Origin of the sequence: Desulfobulbus rhabdoformis (assembly GCF_016919065.1) — a bacterium.
In the GTDB taxonomy this organism is placed as follows: Bacteria; Desulfobacterota; Desulfobulbia; order Desulfobulbales; family Desulfobulbaceae; genus Desulfobulbus; species Desulfobulbus rhabdoformis.
The window spans coordinates 138,077-156,720 of record NZ_JAFFQA010000003.1 but is presented as its reverse complement, the minus strand read 5'-3'; the positions used below and the strand labels follow the sequence as shown (position 1 = coordinate 156,720).

Below are 18,644 nucleotides of genomic sequence, written 5' to 3'. Positions count from 1 at the left end.
TACTGCCGCGTCAGGAACTCCTGACGCGGCTTTTTTTATGCAAAGAGCAAGGCCCATAACGTACAATACAAACCACCAAGCTCGTCTTCAGTAACCCTTTCCACAGTGCAGGAGGCAATCGATATGGAACGCCAGCAGCAGGAACTGATCAGTCAAGCCGTCTCTCTTGCCGAAAAATGGCAGAATCGAGCCAACCGTATCCGCACACGCCAGGAAAAATGCCTTCAGGCACAACTTCAGCGATTGCTGGATCATCCACATGATAAGGTTCTGTTGAGCCAACTCATTGATCAGAGTTTTCGAGCAGCACATCCCCATCGTATTGCCGATCAGATGCAGACCCTGTTGCGGGAGTATGGTGTACCGGAATTTCTACGTCTCATTGAACGAGGCCTCCTGAGAATTTTTACAAACCTCAATCCACGCCTGCTGGCTCCACTTATGCCACTTCTGGTTGAGCAGATGCGGAAGCAGTCCGCGCGCCTTATTATAGCCGGAGAAACTGCCCCCCTGCATCAGCACCTGCGTAAGCGGCGGCTTGAGAATGTGCGCATTAATATCAACCATCTGGGCGAAGCGGTACTTGGTGAAGAGGAAGCCACACACCGACTCACGACCTATATCGCTGATCTCAAAGATCGAGATATCGAGCATATTTCCATAAAAATCTCGACGCTCTATTCCCAGATATCTTCCCTGGCCTTTGACCAAACTATTGAGCTGCTCAAAGAACGACTCTCTATCCTCTACAGGGTAGCCCAGGAACACTCCTTTCAACGGGCAGGCGGTGAGCAGGTCGCCAAATTTATCAACCTGGATATGGAGGAATATCGAGATTTGGACATTACCTACCAGGTGTTTGTCGAAACGCTCAGTGAACAGGAATTTGAACACTGTTCGGCAGGTATTGTCCTCCAGGCCTACCTCCCCGACAGCTTTGCCATCCAGCAACAGTTAACCCAGTGGGCCAGGGCTCGAGTCGCCACTGGTGGTGCGCCTATCAAGTTGCGCATCGTCAAAGGGGCTAACATGGAGATGGAGAAACTGGAGTCCTCCGTTAATAATTGGCCGCTGGCCCCCTTTGATACTAAAGTGGCAGTGGACGCCAACTACAAACGGATGGTGGAGTACGGAATGCGTCTGGAGAACATCCAAGCCGTCAATTTAGGTATCGCCTCACATAACCTCTTTGAACTTGCTTATGCTGCAACCGTGGCTAGAGAGCGACAGGTTACACCCTATTTTTGCTTTGAGATGCTTGAGGGCATGGCGGATCATATCCGCCGGGCTCTGCAGGAAGATGCGAGCGATATCCTCCTGTATGCTCCTGTAGCTGGAAAAAGCGAGTTTATTAACGCTATTGCCTATCTCATTCGACGCCTTGATGAAAACACCGCTGCAGAAAATTTCCTGCGTTATGCCCCGGAGCTTGAGGTTGGCTCACACCAATGGACTATGCTCAAAGAAGGATTTCTCCGCTCCTGTGCTCGTCAAGAAAGACTGAGTAGCCGCTCTCACCGACAGCAGGACCGCAACACAGAAACCTTCCCCCGCTCGGTCTCCCCCTTTATCAGCAACACCTTCAAAAACGAGCCGGACACGGATTGGTCCCTGGCTGCCAACCGACACTGGGCAGAATCCATTCGCACCCGCTGGTACAAAACAAGTACGGATGAGCCCCTGCAGGTACCTGTCGTTGTCAACGGACAGGAGATCTTTGCCGGACGCGCAACCACCCCCTGTAAAGATCCCAATCAGCGTGACATCACGGTCGCCCTTTCTGCAAGGGCCTCCCAAGAAGACGCCGAACAAGCATTGCAAACAGCAGCTGAAGATGCCGATGGTTGGCGCGTAAAAACGCATGATCAACGGCACGAGCTGCTGGCGCGGGCGGCGATGGAAATACGTCTAAGCCGGGGCGATCTGATTGGAGCGGCAGCCGCCAGTACCGGCAAGGTCTTTACCGAAGCAGATCCGGAGGTGTCAGAAGCGATAGACTTCACTGAGTTTTACCCGCTGGCAGTGCGCCAGTATGGACAGCTGCCCAATCTGCAGGTCAAGGGACGTGGTGTGGTCCTGGTTCTTGCCCCATGGAATTTTCCCATAGCCATTCCCTGCGGCGGTATTGCCGCAGCCCTGGCTGCTGGCAACACGGTCATTTTCAAACCCGCCTCTGATGCGGTTTTGTGTGGCTGGATCCTCTGCCAATGTTTCTGGAGAGCAGGTATATCGAAAAAAACCCTACAATTTGTACCGGGATCAGGAAGTGAAATAGGTCCTAGACTGACCACCAGCCCCCTGGTGAACAATGTCATCCTCACCGGAGGGACGGAAACAGGCCTGCAGATTTTACAGCAGGCTCCCGGGGTGTATCTGGCGGCTGAAACCGGTGGCAAGAATGCGACCATTGTCACAGAGATGGCAGATCGCGATCTGGCAATCAAAAACCTGCTCCACTCTGCCTTCAGCAACTGCGGCCAAAAATGCAGCGCGACCTCTTTGCTTATTTTGGAAACACATGTTTACCGTGATCAACAGTTCAAGCGGCAACTTGTGGACGCGGCACAAAGCCTGGGCGTAGGATCAGCCTGGGATTTCAGCAGCAAGATTGGCCCACTCATTCGTCCGCCGGACGGTGATTTACTCCGCGCCTTAACCTCACTGGAACCAGGAGAGGAGTGGGCATTGCAGCCCAAGGAGCTCAAGGACAATCCTTTATGCTGGACTCCAGGAATTAAATATGGGATTCAGCCGGGTTCTTCTACCCATCTCACAGAATTTTTTGGGCCACTGCTGGGGGTCATGGAGGCAAACAATCTGGATGAAGCTATTCAACTTGCCAACCTAAGCGGCTACGGGTTGACCAGTGGTTTGGAAAGTCTTGATGAGCGGGAACAAAGGAAATGGAAAGAAAAAATCTTTGCAGGGAACCTCTATATCAATCGAGGGACAACCGGTGCTGTTGTGCTCAGGCAACCCTTTGGTGGCTTTGGAAAATCCTCGCTTGGATCTGGTATCAAGGCGGGAAGCCCCGAATACGTCAGTCAATTCATGGAGATCCAGGAACTATCACCGCCCCCACTGGCACCTCGGCAATCCTCCCACCGCATTCCAGGACTGCTCCAGGAGTGGCGCCTGCTGGCCAAAGAGGATTTGGGAGCTGAACTCCATACAGATATGGACAAACTTCTTGCAGCAGTCACCAGCTATGCCCAGCAGATGGAAACCTACTTTGGGGTTATGCACGATTATTTTCATCTGCGTGGCCAGGACAATCTGATCCGTTTTCTTCCGGTTATCGGACTCATCATTCGTATCGAAGCTAAGGATAGCATATTCGAGACCCTGGCTCGTATTGCTGCGGCCACATTTGCAGGCTGTGAACCAGTGGTCTCCATGGATCCTTCCCTGCACAGCAGTGCACAGCAATTTCTTGAAAGTCATAAAGGAGGTGAATATTTAGGTCAAAATGTTCTTGTCAGAGAAGACGAGGAAACACTTGCTGGGCGAATCGGCCTCAATGATCGAATCCGTTTTGCTGGACCGGTGGCTGGCTCACAAAGGCTTTTGCAAGCGGCTGCCAAAAAAGGAGTCACACTTCTGCGAAGTCCGGTATATATGGAAGGCCGCCTGGAGCTGATCCAGTATATGCGGCAGCAGGCAATCTGTTGCAACTACCACCGATATGGAAATTTAGGAAAACGAGCCCAGGACATGCCCTGATCGATCGGGTTGGTGTCGACAATCGACGCAGGCACGGGAGCCAGCTGGGCTAATCACGAATCGTATGCACAAACAAACTCAAGCCTACCTGCTGACGCTGCTTGCGGTGCTGTTCTGGAGCACGGCCGCCTCTGCCTTCAAGCTCGCCCTGCGGACAACCTCTCCGCAAATGGTTCTCTGTTACACCACTGCCCTCTCCACTCTGGTGCTTTTTTTGATTCTGGTACTGCGAGGAAAACTTCGGGCAATAGGGAACATGTCTATTGCGGCCATCGCCCGTTGCGTCCTTTTAGGGGTGCTCAACCCTTTTTTATACTACCTGGTTCTCTTTAAAGCCTATGCACTGCTCCCCGGACAAATTGCCATGGCACTCAACTACGGCTGGCCTCTAGTACTCACCGTGCTCTCGGTGCCGCTACTCGGGCAAAGCCTCAGCAGCAAACAGATCATCGCCATACTGATCAGCTTTTTTGGAGCGGTGATGATCGCCACCCAAGGGCAGATGATTCACTTCGGGCAACTTAACGTTCAAGGAGTAAGCTTGGCTGTAATTTCGACCCTGATCTGGGCGCTCTTCTGGCTTCTCAATGCCAAAGATGGGCAGGATCCCATCATGAAACTCTTTATCAGCTTTTGCTCAGGACTCCTCTGTATTCTGGTATATTGCTCACTCAGCGCTGCGTTCATTTTGCCTGATAGACACGCCTGGATTCCTTTAGTCTACATCGCACTCTTTGAGATGAGCCTGACCTTTATCCTCTGGCTGACCGCGCTCCAACGTACCACCTCAACGGCCAAGATCGGTAACCTCATGTATCTGACGCCTTTTCTTTCCCTTCTCTGCCTGCACCTTGTGGTCAGGGAAACAATTCATCAGGCAACCTTTTGGGGACTCTCGCTCATTATTGGCTCCATTGTCTATCAAGCCAAGCCCGGCAAAAGGGCAAAATAAAACCCCCTGAGGGCACCCCAGGAGGTTTTATAAAAACTTCTATGCTTCTGATACTTCTATTTTGTTTGTTCGACTGGCACTGAAAAATTGTAGACTGTGTATGCAAAATCATCCATCAAGGTTGTTACAGCCTGTTCCACAGCAGTTTCAAAGAGATTATCATATTGATAATCTGCAAAAAAAGACTGTGGAGATACCTGTACATTAGTCCGATTTGTCCAGACAACATTCCCGGTATAGGCATCCTGTACCCAAATACGAAGTTGAACGACAGCCTGCGGTACATCACCAAAAGACAGGATGCTCTGCTTATCAGAATCAAGAGAGCTCAAGGAATCGTAACTCTGGGGCAGAGCCTTCCCCACAAGTATATGCTTGGTCCCCCCAACGACAAAAGGTAACACACCTGTTTTCCAAAACCTTGCCCCAGAAGGATCCAATCGATCGTTATATTGAATGATTCTCCCTCGAACAATATAGTCAGCTGAAAAGTGGCGACCGATTTTTACGATCTCTTGGCCATTAAGACCATGGGTCAAGGCATCATCACCATCATCGTTTTTAAAATCAACCTGTTGGGCATAATCAATATACTCCTGCAGGGTTTCCTTCATCGCTGGTGACCATTCTTTGCCCATTTCATACTCAAGAGATTTCGTTATTTGAGGATTATAGGCAGCTACATTAATAATGTTATGCTGTGCAAGAAATCTGAACACATCCTCCTGCACAGGTAAGCTAAAGCCTAAGCGAACAAACTGATCTGTAACATTTTCATTGACAAACATATTTCTACGAAATGCCAATTCAATATTGTTCGCATGGGTATAATCTGCGAAGGGCAAAATGACCGCTATTCTATCCTGCCCTACCTGAGTTCGTGATGCAGGTGATACCTTCAGCGACTGATTGACCGTCGTTCCACATCCACTGAAAGTAACAGCTAATGCGCAAATCAGTAAATGGCGCCAGAATTTCATACTCTTTCTCCTAAATTGTTCCGCGTCAATATTGTCGTTCTCGTAAAAGGTCTTGAGAAGGAAGTCTACATAATTCTGGGAGTCAGAAGGATAACAAGCTCACGTTTTTGCATGGTTTTTTCTTCATACCCAAAGAGATACTTAAGTACCGGAATATCACCAATTCCCGGAGCAAAACTACTTGTTTCTCCTTCCGTACTATCGATCAGGCCACCAATGATGAGCATTTCGCCGTTCTGTACCTCGACCATGGTGGACATCTCCCGCACCTTGACCTTGGGGAGTCCCAGTGACATGGCAGTCTCTCCCTCGCCAATAAGAGTCATAGGGATATCGCCGTCACTATTAAGGTTTTCAAGATCCGTAGTAATAGGTGTCAGGTGCAAAATGACCCGTTGATCATCAAGCACAGAGGCCATGACGCCCAGAGCAATCCCTTGGACAACATTACCGGTTTCTGCGGTATAGGTAATATCACCGGTATCCCCGTCTTTTTCCCGCGTCACGGATTTGATGTAGGCCACATCCTTGCCTACACTGATAAGGGCAGGCTGCCCATTGAGTACAGTAATTTTTGGATTTGCCAGCACATGGGTATCGCCCTGCTCCTTAAGCGCATTGAGAAAAACATCAAAACCCAAATCACTCATGGAAATGCGGCTAACAAAGGTAGAGGCATAGGTTCCGGGTGTATTCGCATGGGGGTACACCTGCCCCGCGTCACCAAAAGAAAACGTGCTCGACAAGGCGGTTTCTCCACCGAGAAGGTCATCCCAGTTAAGACCTATGCGGGAATTATCCTGCAAATAGACTTCTATGATTTTCGCTTCGATATTGACCTGCTGGTACATTGATTTACGCAAGTTCTCGATATAATCATCAACGGTTCTCAGCAGACTGGGCTTGGCAGTCACTGTCACCAGGCCGACATTCTTATCAATAACAAAATAGCCGCCGTCCTTGGCAGTGTTGGTTGGAGCCGTGTTGGTAATTTTAGCGGTCGTTGTGGGCGCTGCCTGTTGGCCATTTGGCACTGTAGCTGCCGCGTTTGCGGCATTAGCGGCATTCATTGCCAGCTGGATTTCTTGACGCTCTGCCGCCGCAGTCTGAAGAATGACCTTGAGATTGGTCTCTATATTTTTCCAGACATCAAAATTGTTTTCAGGACTGGTAATTTTAACGGTTCCCTCTGCCCCGGAAGCGGCATCTTTATTAGCCAGAAAGTTGCCGCCAATATTGGTGGAATAACCACCTTTCATGGCAGGCATGCCAATCTGGTACACCTTAGTGGCCTTATTGCGGATGACAATACTCTTGCCATTCACCTCATGGAAGTAATCAGCCTGCCTGAGCAAATTAGCAACAGCATCAAAGAATTTATCATCAGCGGCGATATCCACATCGACCATTATCGTCTGATCAACATCACTTGCCCAGCTGACCGTCATGCCCTTTAAATTTGCCAACCGTTTCATGACCTGCCAGAGCGGTTGAGGTCCGCCGGTCGAACGAATAGTCGCACCGACGCGAATCTGGTATTCCTCCCCCTCTTCCCCCATAAGTCCGGAGCTGGAGGTATCCAAAGCGGCAACGTAACTCGGCGATTGAAAGCGTACCGGTAACTGTACTGGTCGCACCGGCGGAGTCTTCGACATGGACGCTTTGGCCGTTTTTTCGGTGGAATCTGCGTTCGTGTCCCCAACCTTCTTAGCGCCACAAGAAACCAGAGCCGGCACCGTCAGGGCGAGACAGATGACTCCAAAAAACTTATTCATTCTCATATACTGTTTCCTCAACCGGTTCTTTAGAGCATATATGTTTTTAATTTGATTGCTGCGCCACTCGTCCTTGAATGTATTTGGCCAGGTCCGGTGGCAGGCGAAAACCTGAGGTTAGGATAGTTTGATAGAGCTTGTTCGCCTTGAAGGTGCTCCCCATCTTATCGGTAATCCTGGCTTCGGCTATCATAGAATCAAGGCTTTTCCCGTAGAGTAGGTCGTGGCGATTCAACAACGCAAGCGCTTTGGAGTATGCGTTGTGCTCTTCTTTAAAGGCCGCATAATTCAAGAGAGATTCACGCATTGGTTTTTTCCCCTGGACACTGCGGGCAAAGTATTGATCGGCCTTTGCAGTATCCAGCATATTCGCGCAGGCAATACCTGCATGAAGTAAGGCAACCTCATTTTTGGGAGCAACTTTCAGTGCCCGCTGGGCAAAATACATGGCCTTGGCGTTTTGTTGCAGCCGAACCAGATACAAGGCGGAGATCTTGTTGGCTAACTGGACATTTTTCGACCACTTCTCAAGGGCCTGTTCATAGATGACAACCGCGGTTTCAAAATCCTGGCGTTTTTCAGCTTTCAAGCCGCGAGAGATAATTTGTTTGGCCTCAACCACCTCTTCGGATTGTCGCTCCTGCTGCTGAATAACGAGCGCTTCCTTTTCGATCACAGCTGAATCTGCTTCAAAACTCAGGTTGTTTTCTGCCATCTCCGGCCACTTAAATCCCTTGCCTTTGGGGTAAATGACCAACGTATTGAATCGTTCTTCTTTTTCCAGATCCTTCAAATTCAGGATGATATCCAGGGCAAAATCCCAGGGAACATCTTCAAGTATCAGCGTCAGGGAGCCATTGACAGCCTCGTCGACCACAATGTTGACGCCGCTGACCTGACGCAGAAAATTGAAGACATTGTGCAGATCCATCTTTTGAAACTCCACCGAGATACGCTCTTTGTTATATCCTGAGAAGTTAAAAGCGTCCTGCATCTGTTGTTCGCGGGCCTGAGGGGAGAGTTTCGCTTCAAGGGGGTTGATCGTTGGAAGCTGGCTATCTATGTTGCGGTGTTGACCGATAATTTTAGATACTTGGTCTTTCACCTCTGCTTCTTCTACCACAACCTCAATCCCCTTTTCGGTCTTGGTTATGGTGTAGGGAAACAGTGTATTTGTGGAAGATATAAAATTCACCCGCAGGCCCGAACCCCGTTGAGCGGTAACTATTTTCTCAACCGCGGTATTCACCATTTTGGAAGCAAGCAGCTTTTCGTCAACCCGCACCTGATCCACATCAAGAATAAGCTGCGGGTTTTGCAAAGGGTTTTTTGGTGTGGTATCTTTTTGATAACGGAGAACCTGGCCATCAAAACCTAGGATAATTCGTGTTTCCCGTTTCCCTTTCTGAATACTCAATCCCGTAAAGTTTACCTGCGGCATCTCAACCACACCAAAATCCGCATGTTGTGCAGCCTTTGGGGACTTCTTACTTTCTATGGTCAGAACCGTATCCGTCCCCTCCTGGCGAGATGTAAAGGAAACCAGTTCAGGAACATAAATCTCAAACCGGGTAATCACTGGATTTGTTCCAGCAACCTTGGTGGTGGCTACACGGAAGGGAGTATCTCCGGGGAGAATAAAATTTTCTGCGAGAACCGCATTTGCTACATCCACAACCACTCGCGCCGGTTTAGGCAATTCGTACACAGAGGAAACAAACGGACTATCGCCTTGCAGGCGAATCACCGTTTCATTGCCACTTACTTTGGACTGTAAGGCCAGAATCTGGTGCAGGTCTTCCGCTGCCTGCGCTGCATGAGGTGCAATCAAACAGGCGACAAAAAGCAAAAGAGCACAAAACGCTCCCTGCGATGTCTTTGTAACAGTCTTGGTAAAAAGATGAAGCATAGTTACCTGTCCCCCTCTTTATTCAATCTCATGGCCACAGTTGACGTAATTTCCTTCCCCGACCTAGTTCGAGCCGTTTCCTCAATGAGAACCGCATCGGGCGTAATATTTGTGACAATTCCACGTTTACCAATGAGAGTACCCACCTTGATGACGTACCCCTTTCTTGCCTGATCCTCTACAAAAGCAAGCTCTCCCTGAGGAGAAAGCATAACACCGACAAGATTCAACTGCCCAGGCTCAAAGAGCTGCATACCAGACAATCCGGTATTTTCATCTATGATTTCATTAGGATCAGGGCCAGTAGCGACAACCTGTTTACTGATAAAAGGCTTGAAGGGATCTGCTCTCCCTTCAAGCTCATAAGTGTAGGTGTCTGACTGTTCAAGAATTCCAGCCTCTATAAGACGCTCTGTGTCCGTGAGTTCAGCCGCCATGCTTGATCCAGTCAAGCAAAGGCTTCCCAAGGCGAGAACAAGGAGATATTTCTTCATGAAGTTGTTCCGCATAGCCAGATGAATGATGATTAAGTGGTGCAACCCCATACCATAAGCTCAAAAAACGATGATCATCACTTAAGGAGCACTGTATGGAGCTTGAAATGAAGCGTTTACGGCACTCTAGTGACTAAGACGAGTACCAATTTCCCCCCTGACGTACTAGCTTCAGGGGTTACCTCCTTTTCTTCTTTTTGGGCTTGGCAAGCTTTTTGTTGGTAAACCGATAAGTCAGAAGACGGCAGGAGGAGGTGAGCAGAATTTCGTTCCCATCAAAACCGACATTTTCTGTCTTAATGTTGTTGACTGTAACGATACGTTCCAACTTACTTACCCTATCGAGAAACAGCCCCAGATTATGGTAAGGACCTCGAATTTTTATATCAATTGGAATCTCTGCATAAAAATCCTTGGGTGTCTCTCCGCCAGGAACAAAGGAAAGAAAATCAAGGCCAGAGTGCTTTCCGAGATCAGAAATATTTCTTAGCAGATCGGGAATCTCTTGACTTTTAGGCAGTAAAACAGCGGTCAAGGCAAAGGCTTCCTTCGTTTTTTTCAACTCTTCTTTGTGCTTGGGAAGATCCCGCGCTGTTTGCCGAACCCGTTTGAGTTGGGTTGAGGCATCTTGGATTTGTGTGTGTAATTTTTTCGTTTGCTCCACATTGGGACTGAAAACCAAAAAGTAAAATGCCAGCAAAGGGAGAACAAAAAGTGCCCCCAAAACGATGAGCTTATTCTTTTGGTCAAAAGGAATATATTTCTCATCAATAAAGGTATCAAACTTTGATTTCTGTACACCTGCAACCATGATGGAAACCTTTTATATCATTTTTTGTCTGGGGGAGTAGCTGGAGCTTTCTCAAAACCAACCACGCAAGAGATACTGAATGATTTCAGATTTCTGTCGGCATATCTGTCCATCTTGGTATTTGCCAGGTGTACATTTTTAATATAGCGTGATGCCTCTAAATCATCCATGTACTGTGCAATAGTCTGGTCATCGAGCGCCATCCCATGTATTGAAAGTCTGGATGACGATTGACTTAACGATTTCAGCCAGATTCTGCGGGATGGTGTTAATGATGCGACCTCATCAAGCACGTGAACCGTGAGAGATGAGTCTTGTTTAAGCTTTTTAATGACGGAAATGCGAGTATTAAGAAGATCTTTTTCTTTATCTATCTGTTTTATCTGATTAACAATTTTCTGATACTTTTTCTTTTCATTTTGAATGTTAGTATGTTCTGCCTTCAAATCAGCAATAACATTACCTTGGTACCAGGCAACGCCAGCGAGAATCACCAAAAACCCGAAAAAAGAAATAATGGATATAATTATCTGGTTTTTAGCACGGGCCCTTCTCTTTATTTCCCGAATGGGAAGTAAATTGATCTGTATCATATTCTTGTCAAATAGATGATTGACGGATAGCTAGCCCAGCAGCAATCGCCATTTCAGGGCCAATCAGTTGTATATACGATGAGTCAAACTTATTTTGATCGTAGGTCATCCGTTCAAACGGATTAAAGGCGTACACTTGAAGCCCTGTTTCCTGATGAATATAGTCTACCAGACCGCTGACCTTTGATCCACCGCCACTGAGCACGAGAGCTTGTAAAGGTTTATCTGGATTATTGGCAAAATATAAATCAATGGCTTTTTTAATTTCAAGAACCCATTGTGTACATGTCTGGTTAAATATCCTGGTAACATCCTCGGAATGTTCAGCTGCTTGCTCCGCACCTATCTTTATACGTTCAGCAGTTTCAAAATCAACATCAAGAGTATTAGCCAACTGCTCGGTGAGCTGATCACTTCCAACAACGATATCCCTGGCAAGTACAGAAACTCCCTCAGAAAGGATATTTATATTCATCTTGGAGGCGCCAATATCAACCAAAGCGACATTTTCTTTACCTCCTGATATTGTTTCCCAGATATTTTCAAGGGCAAAACCATCAACATCCACTACAACTGTTTTCAGCTTTAATTCAGAAAGCATATTGAGATAATCATTAACCACTTCTTTTTTAGCGGCAACAAGCATAATCTCAACACGGTCATTTGCTTCAGAAGCTGAAGTACGAACCTGCTGATAATCTAGATACACATCTTCAATATCAAATGGAATATACTGTTCTGCTTCAGATTTAATATATTCATCCAGAACTTCATCTTCCATCTTCTCCAGATTTACCTTTTTCACAATAACTGAATAGCCGGAGATAGATATACCAATCTTCGATTTTTTAATTTTAAGGTTTTTTAAAAGGCCGGATATGGCCTTCCCCACCTCATCAGGTTCCTGAAGCACACCATCTTCTACTGCTCCTGCAGGAATATTGGCACTACCTAAAGACAAAAGTTTATAGCCTGTGCCTGTGTGTTGAAGTTGACAGATTTTTACAGCGTGGGAACCGATGTCAACACCGACTATGAGATTATCTTTTTTAGCCATTGTTCGTCTATTTGAGGGGGTAAAGGGCGGTGATACAGGGGAACTAGTAAAAATTATAGAATTTTTTCCACCTGGCTATTATTAAGCACATAAATTAGCCCCTTTGTCAAGTTACGAACTGTTTTCCCCTGATATTTATCATCTTATCGGACAGTCACTCCAATTTCTTCCCCCTATCTCAATAAGATTCCCCTCAAACCTCCATTGCCGAGAGCCATCTCGCTTATCCTTAAGGAGGATCCAATTTAAACCTATCTTATCAACTAGTTGTAAAAAAATAGAGGGAGGCGATGCGGAGGAGCCCTGCAAGTGGCTGGGACGCTATACCGAGGGAGTAGTTCTGCACCAAAACCTGACCTCTGTACAAAAGGGTGCATCCGACAGTTGTGGGATTTTAAGGTTTGGCGCCATATATGGATGCTGATCATCCATGCTGATGGCTGCATGTAGTGTATCGAGAGTAATTTGCCATAAATATCGGATGCACCCTGTACAAAACAGAGCTGTACTGCGGCCACGCTCCTTAGCGCTCTTAGAGATTCATCGTTTATGAGGGCCAAGCAAAGAAATAGTAGGCTCCTTCATCTTTCCCGTCTTGCCAAAAAATATCAAAACAGGTAGAAACCGGCGATTGTTCAAATATATTGGTTTCTACTCTTTTTAGAATACATTATCTGTGTCTTATGAGCGCACCCATTTCCCAATCCATCGATGCATCTGCCACCCTGCTTATTCACTGTCCGGACAACAAGGGGATCGTTGCCACCGTCAGCGAATTTATTTACAAAAACAACGGAAATATCACCTATCTAGATCAGCATGTGGATACACACCTCAAGGTCTTTTTCATGCGGATAGAATGGGAGCTCTCCGATTTCATCATTCCTGATGAAAAAATCGGCGAATATTTCGATCTTCTCATCGCTCAAAAATATGGCATGAAATGGCAGCTGCATTTTTCGCATGAACTGCCACGCATGGCTATTTTTGTCTCCAAGATGCCCCACTGCCTTTATGATATTCTTTCCCGGTGGAAATCAAAGGAGATGGAGGTCGATATTCCACTTATTATCAGCAACCATCGGGACCTGGAACCGGTCGCTCAACAGTTTGGTATTGATTTTTATCACTTTGAAATCAATAAGCACAACAAAGAAGAACAGGAGCAGGCCCAGTTGGCCCTCCTGGCCGAACACAATGTTGAGTTCATTGTCCTGGCCAGGTATATGCAAATTCTCACGGCTGATTTTATCGAACACTACCGCAACAACATCATCAACATTCATCACTCCTTTCTCCCTGCCTTTCCGGGAGCAAAACCATATCACTCAGCCTTTGAACGTGGTGTGAAGGTTATAGGAGCCACCTCCCATTACGTCACCGCAGACCTGGATGCTGGACCTATTATCGCCCAAGACATTATTCGCGTCAGTCATGCCGATTCAATCGATGACTTGGTTCGCAAGGGGCGTGATCTTGAAAAGGTTATTTTATCCCGATCCATCTGGCATCACCTGCAACGACAGCTGCTGGTCTTTCAAAACCGCACCATTGTGTTTACGTAAACAAGAGTATCTTACTGAATATCAGTCTCTTCAGACTCTTCGGGGGGATTCTCCAACTCAAAGAGATGGAATTCCAAACTTCCCTCGTAAATAAAAAAACTGTCGATATAGTGCCCTGGATCATCCGGCAGCTCCGTATTTGTGGTATAAATACCCAAATATCTGTCTTTGGGAGGCATATCAGGGTCAACCAATACCCAGAGCAGAGGGGATTTATCGTCTTTGACCTTGACGGTGAGAATATGCCCTCCGAAGGGAATGGGCACCGACTGCAGGCGATTAGGGGTGAGTTCAAATTTCCAAATGGTTTTCATCGCTGACTCCTGTATGGTGGTTACACCGTTTGACCTGTTCAAACATTTTCACTTTATTGAATACCTCCGCCCTTTTACCGTTGATCGCTTCCCTGCGCAAGTGATCCTCTCAAAGAAGCAAACAACAACAGCATATTAACCAGATCAGACTTGCAGAATTTGAAGATTCTGGTATCAGTGCTGTTACTTTTTTTATCCTTCAAGAACGGGTTTTCAACACGTTGCTCGTACCGTTTTTATAAACCTGAAACCGTGAGCATTCTTCAAAAGAATACGTAGTTCAGCAGCCGCCTGCTGTTCAGGATTCAGGGCAAACTTTTCCATATAAGGTAACCTTATGACTTTTCCCATTGATTTATCGACCTACCAGCCTCTGAAGTTCTCCCTCAGCCAGGAGAGTCTGGACAGCGAACAAAAGGCCACCCTGCTAAAGAATATCAACCTCGTTCGCGACGCTATCGTCTTTTTTACAGCTCTGGCCAACACGAAGGGCCTCGGTGGTCATACAGGAGGCGCCTATGATATCGTCCCCGAACTGCTTATTGCCGATGGTTTCATGAAGGGAGGCGACTCCTGCTATCCGGTCTATTTCGACGAGGCTGGTCATCGAGTTGCCATTCAATACATCATGGCAGTACTGAACGGTTATAAAAAGCCTGAAGCCCTGCTCCATTACCGCGAATTCAAACAGGGACTCTACGGGCACCCCGAGCGCCATGAAGAGGAAGGAATCTTCTTCAGCTCCGGCCGGTTGGGCCACATGTGGAGTCATGTCAACGGTGTTACCGAGGCCAACCCCGGAAAAACCGTGTTCATGTTTGGCAGCGATGGCTCCCAGCAGGAAGGTGACGATGCCGAGGCAGCCCGTTACGCTGTTGCCCGCAAACTCAACCAGACCTTACTGCTGGATGACAACGATGTAACCATCGCCGGTCACCCCACCGAGTACATGCAGGGCTACGATCTGGTCAAAACCCTCTCCGGCCAAGGCCTTACCGTAACCACCTGTGATGGCGAAGACATTGACACTCTGTATACAAATATTCGCCAGGCAATCACCACCCAAGGGCCTGCTGCCGTGGTTATCCGCCGTAAAATGGCTGTCGGCGTGGCTGGTATCGAAGGACTCCCTAAAGGCCATGATGTCATTCCGGTTAACCTGGCAGTTGATTACTTAAATGCCAAAGGTCATGCCGAGGCTGTTGCTATGCTGGAGCAAAAACCGGAGAAGGGGGCCAAAGCCGAGTATAAGGGCAGCACTACCGAGCAAGGAAAAAACCGCGATGCCTTTGGAAAAATTGTCTGCGACCACCTGTCAAAAATGGACAATCCCAAAGACAAGGTGATCGTGGTCGATTCCGACCTGGAAGGTTCCTGCGGCCTGCACCATATTCGCAAAAACTGCCCGGAAGTCTATGTCCACGGCGGCATCATGGAGCGTAATAATTTCTCAGTCGCTGCTGGTTTTGGTTCCACCCCGGATAAGCAGGGAATCTTTGGTACCTTTGCCGCCTTCCAGGAGATGGTGATCTCTGAAATCACCATGGCCCGCCTCAACCAGGCCAACGTTCTGGCTCACTTCTCCCACTCTGGTGTTGATGACATGGCAGATAACACCTGCCACTTTGGTATCAACAATTTCTTTGCCGACAACGGCCTGGCCGAGCACGACCAGACCCGCCTCTACTTCCCGGCAGACGCCCTCCAGCTTGAGGCGCTGCTTGGCAAGGTCTTTTACGATCAGGGACTGCGCTTTGTCTTCTCCACCCGTTCAGCAACTCCTTTCATTCTCAACGAGCAGGGAGAAAAATTTTACGGTGAGGGCTACGAGTTTCAGGCTGACAAAGACGAGGTCATTCGCGAAGGTAAAGACGGCTACATCATCTCCTACGGCGAGATGCTCTACCGCTGCCTCCATGTGGTTGAGGAACTCAAAGCAGAAGGGATCAATATCGGCCTGATCAATAAACCGGTGCTCAACGTGATTGATGAGGCGATGCTGGCCAAAGTCGGCGCAAGCCCCATGGCACTGATCGTCGAGACCCAGAGCACCAAAACCGGACTGGGAAGCCGTTACGGTAGCTGGTTACTGGAACGCGGTTTTGCCCCCAAGTTCTCCTCCATGGGTACCTGGAAAGATGGTATGGGAGGACTATCCGAGCAGATCCCTTACCAGGGACTGGGCACTGCTGATATTCAGGAGAAGGTCAAACAACTCCTGGAGAAATAATCTTCCGACCAAATCAGTTCAAAAAAAAACCGGAGCCGCATAAGCGACTCCGGTTTTTTTTTATTACCTCTGTCTGAGCTGACTCAGGTGGGGTGCGAGAGGATCTTACAGATCCTGCGGTTTAACGATCTCGCCCTTCTCTGCTTTGAGTTTAAGCAACGCTGCTTTTTGCTCGGTATACACGGCAAAAAGTCGTTCTGAGGCCCCCTCTTCTTTGCGCCATGCCTCTTCCTGCAGGTCGATACGCGCAATCACGTTGTCGACATAGAGGGAAAACTGCATGGTGTAGAGTGATTCTGGATACTCTTTATTGATCTTCTCGGAAAAGAGCTTCTTCAGGTCCTCATACTTGGGAATCATGCCGATGGGGGTTTCAATTGCCTCCACATCGCCGTGGGTGTACAGCTCAAGCCAACCCAGCCAGACATGGACATCACGTTTCTCTCCCAGCAGTCCACTTCCCTCGCCACCACGAGCCTCGTTGGTGAGGAAGTAGTTCAAACCGGACATGATCGGCTTCCGGCTCATTTTGGGGTTACCATAAAAGTTAAATTGGGCATCAAGATAATCGGCCAAGTTGCCTGCCACAAAGGGAGTGTTGGCCCAGGGCTGACGATTCACACCGGTTGCGCCAATTTCAGCTGCGGTTGCCTTGGAAACAATAGAGGCACCGATAGCAACTCCGGCATCCATATTCTTGGCAACCCAGATAGGCGGCATGGTGTTACTGTCTCGCCCGGAGTAGGTCACAACCTCGACAACCAGTCCTGCGGGATCGGCGTTAGCGTCCTTGCTGTGATTGGCAATGTTATCTGCACGCAGGGTACAACGTGAGTTCGGGTGCGACATGGGGACTTTTTCCATGGACGGTGTCCACTCACCCTGAAAATTCACGCCCTTCTCCGGTACCGGCTCACCATCACCAACCCAGCGCGGTTTGTCCTGCTCGTCGATGAGGACATTTGAAAAGATGACTTCTGCTCCCTGCTGACGCAGACATTTCATCAGGTGGGGATCCCCCTCCTGGTTGACGTCCTCAATAATACCGAAGATACCGATCTCAGGGTTGACTGCACGCAGGGTACCGTCTTCTTCGATCCACATCTGGGCCAGATCATCGCCGACAAAGTCACTGCCAACCATAGCGGTGGTGGTTTTACCACAACCCGAGGGCGCGGCCCCTGCAAAGAAGGTTTTACGCCCATCAGGACCTGTCATTCCGGTGATGAACATATGCTCAGAAAGTTCCGTGCCGTTGTATTTGTACATGGCACAGTCTGAGGCAAAGCGGTGATTGCCCTTTTTCATCAACAGGGTATTGCCGGCATAGGTACAGAAAGTGGAGAAGGTTGTCTGCCAGCTCCGATCCATGTAGATGCGCGCCTTGGGAATATCTTCAGAGCGATTGGTTCCCTCGGAGTGGACGTTCGTGAAGAACTCCCCACGTCGTGCAACTTCGGCATCGAAATCAGCAAAACAGTTGCGGTACAATAACTCCGCAGAATGCATGACATAGGTAGAGCTGGAAATTTCGATGGCTGGAATAGCTGCTTTCGCGCCAACCGGACCACGGCTGTAAAAACCGACAAACATGGTCATCCCCTGCATGATGCCCCGCATATGCTCTTTCATGTAGGCATGGGATTCATCACGCAGCTCTTTTTTTGCCAGGGAAGAGACCTGCTCGCCTTCGTTGGCGATATAGAGGGTCTGATTGACCATACGCCCCTGATCTTCGGGAAGATCAAAATGAACAGTATGCCCCTCGATAGCCAAGGTTTTTTCTTCCTTTTTCTCCAGACTTAACCGACGGACAAAAGCTCTGTCCTCCTCACTCCCCGTGTGAATGTAGACGGCTTTGGGCTCACACATGGCGATAGCGTTTGCAACTTTAAGCAGCGCTTCCTCGTTGGTGATTTTAGCCAGGCGATTCAAATGATCCTGATCAAGTTGCTGCTCAAACAGCTTCTTGGCTTCGCTAATGGTCGTAATCCCGCCAACCGCTGATAAAATATCAACGCCCTTCTTAAACTCCAACATCCTGCCTCCGTGAAAATACTCTCTCTGCACTCAAAAATTTTTATTGTTTAACTGCCCCCAGACAGCTGTTTACAAGTTTGTAAAAAGAGATATGTAGCTCGATTTGCAAGAATTCGCAAACAGGAATAAACAAATATCCATTTTTTTCTCGATTAAAGAAAAAATTAAGGAAGGACAATAGGATGATTTGCTGGCACGGGT

13 protein-coding genes are annotated in these 18,644 nt (G+C 48.1%); 4 read left to right on the top strand and 9 right to left on the bottom strand.

The features are described 5' to 3' along the window. Window positions 1–123 precede the first annotated feature (123 nt). Window positions 124–3,723 (top strand): proline dehydrogenase family protein, encoded by a 3,600-nt coding sequence (locus JWJ90_RS02705; RefSeq protein WP_205225637.1) that lies wholly within the window; start codon window positions 124–126, stop codon window positions 3,721–3,723. 64 nt (window positions 3,724–3,787) lie between these two features. Then, window positions 3,788–4,675, top strand: a complete 888-nt coding sequence (locus JWJ90_RS02700) for a DMT family transporter (protein WP_205225636.1) — start codon at window positions 3,788–3,790, stop codon at window positions 4,673–4,675. Window positions 4,676–4,731: 56 nt separating this feature from the next. Here the strand turns inward: JWJ90_RS02700 and JWJ90_RS02695 are convergent, their stop codons facing one another. The 7 genes from JWJ90_RS02695 to pilM all read right to left on the bottom strand — a co-directional run bounded on the left by JWJ90_RS02695 (window position 4,732) and on the right by pilM (window position 12,294). Continuing rightward, window positions 4,732–5,655, bottom strand: a complete 924-nt coding sequence (locus JWJ90_RS02695) for a carbohydrate kinase family protein (RefSeq protein WP_205225635.1) — start codon at window positions 5,653–5,655, stop codon at window positions 4,732–4,734. Window positions 5,656–5,720: 65 nt separating this feature from the next. Continuing rightward, on the bottom strand, window positions 5,721–7,436 hold the full coding sequence (mshL, locus tag JWJ90_RS02690) for a pilus (MSHA type) biogenesis protein MshL (protein ID WP_205225634.1): 1,716 nt from the start codon (window positions 7,434–7,436) through the stop codon (window positions 5,721–5,723). Window positions 7,437–7,476: 40 nt separating this feature from the next. Beyond that, a complete protein-coding gene (locus tag JWJ90_RS02685; protein WP_205225633.1) occupies window positions 7,477–9,339 on the bottom strand; it encodes a hypothetical protein in 1,863 nt (620 codons plus the stop codon). A gap of 2 nt (window positions 9,340–9,341) precedes the next feature. Further along, window positions 9,342–9,776 carry a pilus assembly protein PilP gene (locus tag JWJ90_RS02680; RefSeq protein WP_205225632.1) on the bottom strand — a complete coding sequence of 145 codons (435 nt, stop codon included), beginning with the start codon at window positions 9,774–9,776 and terminating at the stop codon, window positions 9,342–9,344. A 235-nt stretch (window positions 9,777–10,011) separates the two neighbouring features. Next, window positions 10,012–10,644 carry a type IV pilus inner membrane component PilO gene (locus JWJ90_RS02675; protein ID WP_205225631.1) on the bottom strand — a complete coding sequence of 211 codons (633 nt, stop codon included), beginning with the start codon at window positions 10,642–10,644 and terminating at the stop codon, window positions 10,012–10,014. Window positions 10,645–10,661: 17 nt separating this feature from the next. After that, window positions 10,662–11,237, bottom strand: a complete 576-nt coding sequence (locus tag JWJ90_RS02670) for a PilN domain-containing protein (protein WP_205225630.1) — start codon at window positions 11,235–11,237, stop codon at window positions 10,662–10,664. A gap of 7 nt (window positions 11,238–11,244) precedes the next feature. Continuing rightward, entirely contained in the window at window positions 11,245–12,294 is a 1,050-nt protein-coding gene (gene pilM / locus JWJ90_RS02665) for a type IV pilus biogenesis protein PilM (RefSeq protein WP_205225629.1), read from the bottom strand. 707 nt (window positions 12,295–13,001) lie between these two features. Here pilM and purU point away from each other — a divergent pair. After that, window positions 13,002–13,859 (top strand): formyltetrahydrofolate deformylase, encoded by an 858-nt coding sequence (gene purU, locus JWJ90_RS02660; RefSeq protein ID WP_205225665.1) that lies wholly within the window; start codon window positions 13,002–13,004, stop codon window positions 13,857–13,859. 11 nt (window positions 13,860–13,870) lie between these two features. Here the strand turns inward: purU and JWJ90_RS02655 are convergent, their stop codons facing one another. After that, entirely contained in the window at window positions 13,871–14,173 is a 303-nt protein-coding gene (locus JWJ90_RS02655; RefSeq protein WP_205225628.1) for a DUF7352 domain-containing protein, read from the bottom strand. A gap of 337 nt (window positions 14,174–14,510) precedes the next feature. Here JWJ90_RS02655 and JWJ90_RS02650 point away from each other — a divergent pair, with 337 nt between their 5' ends. Beyond that, the gene (locus JWJ90_RS02650; protein ID WP_205225627.1) at window positions 14,511–16,403 is read left to right on the top strand and encodes a transketolase C-terminal domain-containing protein; all 1,893 of its coding nucleotides are present in this window, start codon (window positions 14,511–14,513) and stop codon (window positions 16,401–16,403) included. Between the two features lie 105 nt (window positions 16,404–16,508). Here the strand turns inward: JWJ90_RS02650 and JWJ90_RS02645 are convergent, their stop codons facing one another. Further along, entirely contained in the window at window positions 16,509–18,443 is a 1,935-nt protein-coding gene (locus JWJ90_RS02645; protein WP_205225626.1) for a phosphoenolpyruvate carboxykinase (GTP), read from the bottom strand. Window positions 18,444–18,644 lie beyond the last annotated feature (201 nt).

Coding starts and splice junctions, on each gene's coding strand:
- mshL (WP_205225634.1), bottom strand. CDS start 7,436: ATGAGAATGAATAAGTTTTTTGGAGTCATCTGTCTCGCCCTGACGGTG.
- JWJ90_RS02705 (WP_205225637.1), top strand. CDS start 124: ATGGAACGCCAGCAGCAGGAACTGATCAGTCAAGCCGTCTCTCTTGCC.
- JWJ90_RS02645 (WP_205225626.1), bottom strand. CDS start 18,443: ATGTTGGAGTTTAAGAAGGGCGTTGATATTTTATCAGCGGTTGGCGGG.
- JWJ90_RS02650 (WP_205225627.1), top strand. CDS start 14,511: ATGACTTTTCCCATTGATTTATCGACCTACCAGCCTCTGAAGTTCTCC.
- JWJ90_RS02675 (WP_205225631.1), bottom strand. CDS start 10,644: ATGGTTGCAGGTGTACAGAAATCAAAGTTTGATACCTTTATTGATGAG.
- JWJ90_RS02695 (WP_205225635.1), bottom strand. CDS start 5,655: ATGAAATTCTGGCGCCATTTACTGATTTGCGCATTAGCTGTTACTTTC.
- pilM (WP_205225629.1), bottom strand. CDS start 12,294: ATGGCTAAAAAAGATAATCTCATAGTCGGTGTTGACATCGGTTCCCAC.
- JWJ90_RS02700 (WP_205225636.1), top strand. CDS start 3,788: ATGCACAAACAAACTCAAGCCTACCTGCTGACGCTGCTTGCGGTGCTG.
- JWJ90_RS02685 (WP_205225633.1), bottom strand. CDS start 9,339: ATGCTTCATCTTTTTACCAAGACTGTTACAAAGACATCGCAGGGAGCG.
- JWJ90_RS02680 (WP_205225632.1), bottom strand. CDS start 9,776: ATGGCGGCTGAACTCACGGACACAGAGCGTCTTATAGAGGCTGGAATT.
- JWJ90_RS02655 (WP_205225628.1), bottom strand. CDS start 14,173: ATGAAAACCATTTGGAAATTTGAACTCACCCCTAATCGCCTGCAGTCG.
- JWJ90_RS02670 (WP_205225630.1), bottom strand. CDS start 11,237: ATGATACAGATCAATTTACTTCCCATTCGGGAAATAAAGAGAAGGGCC.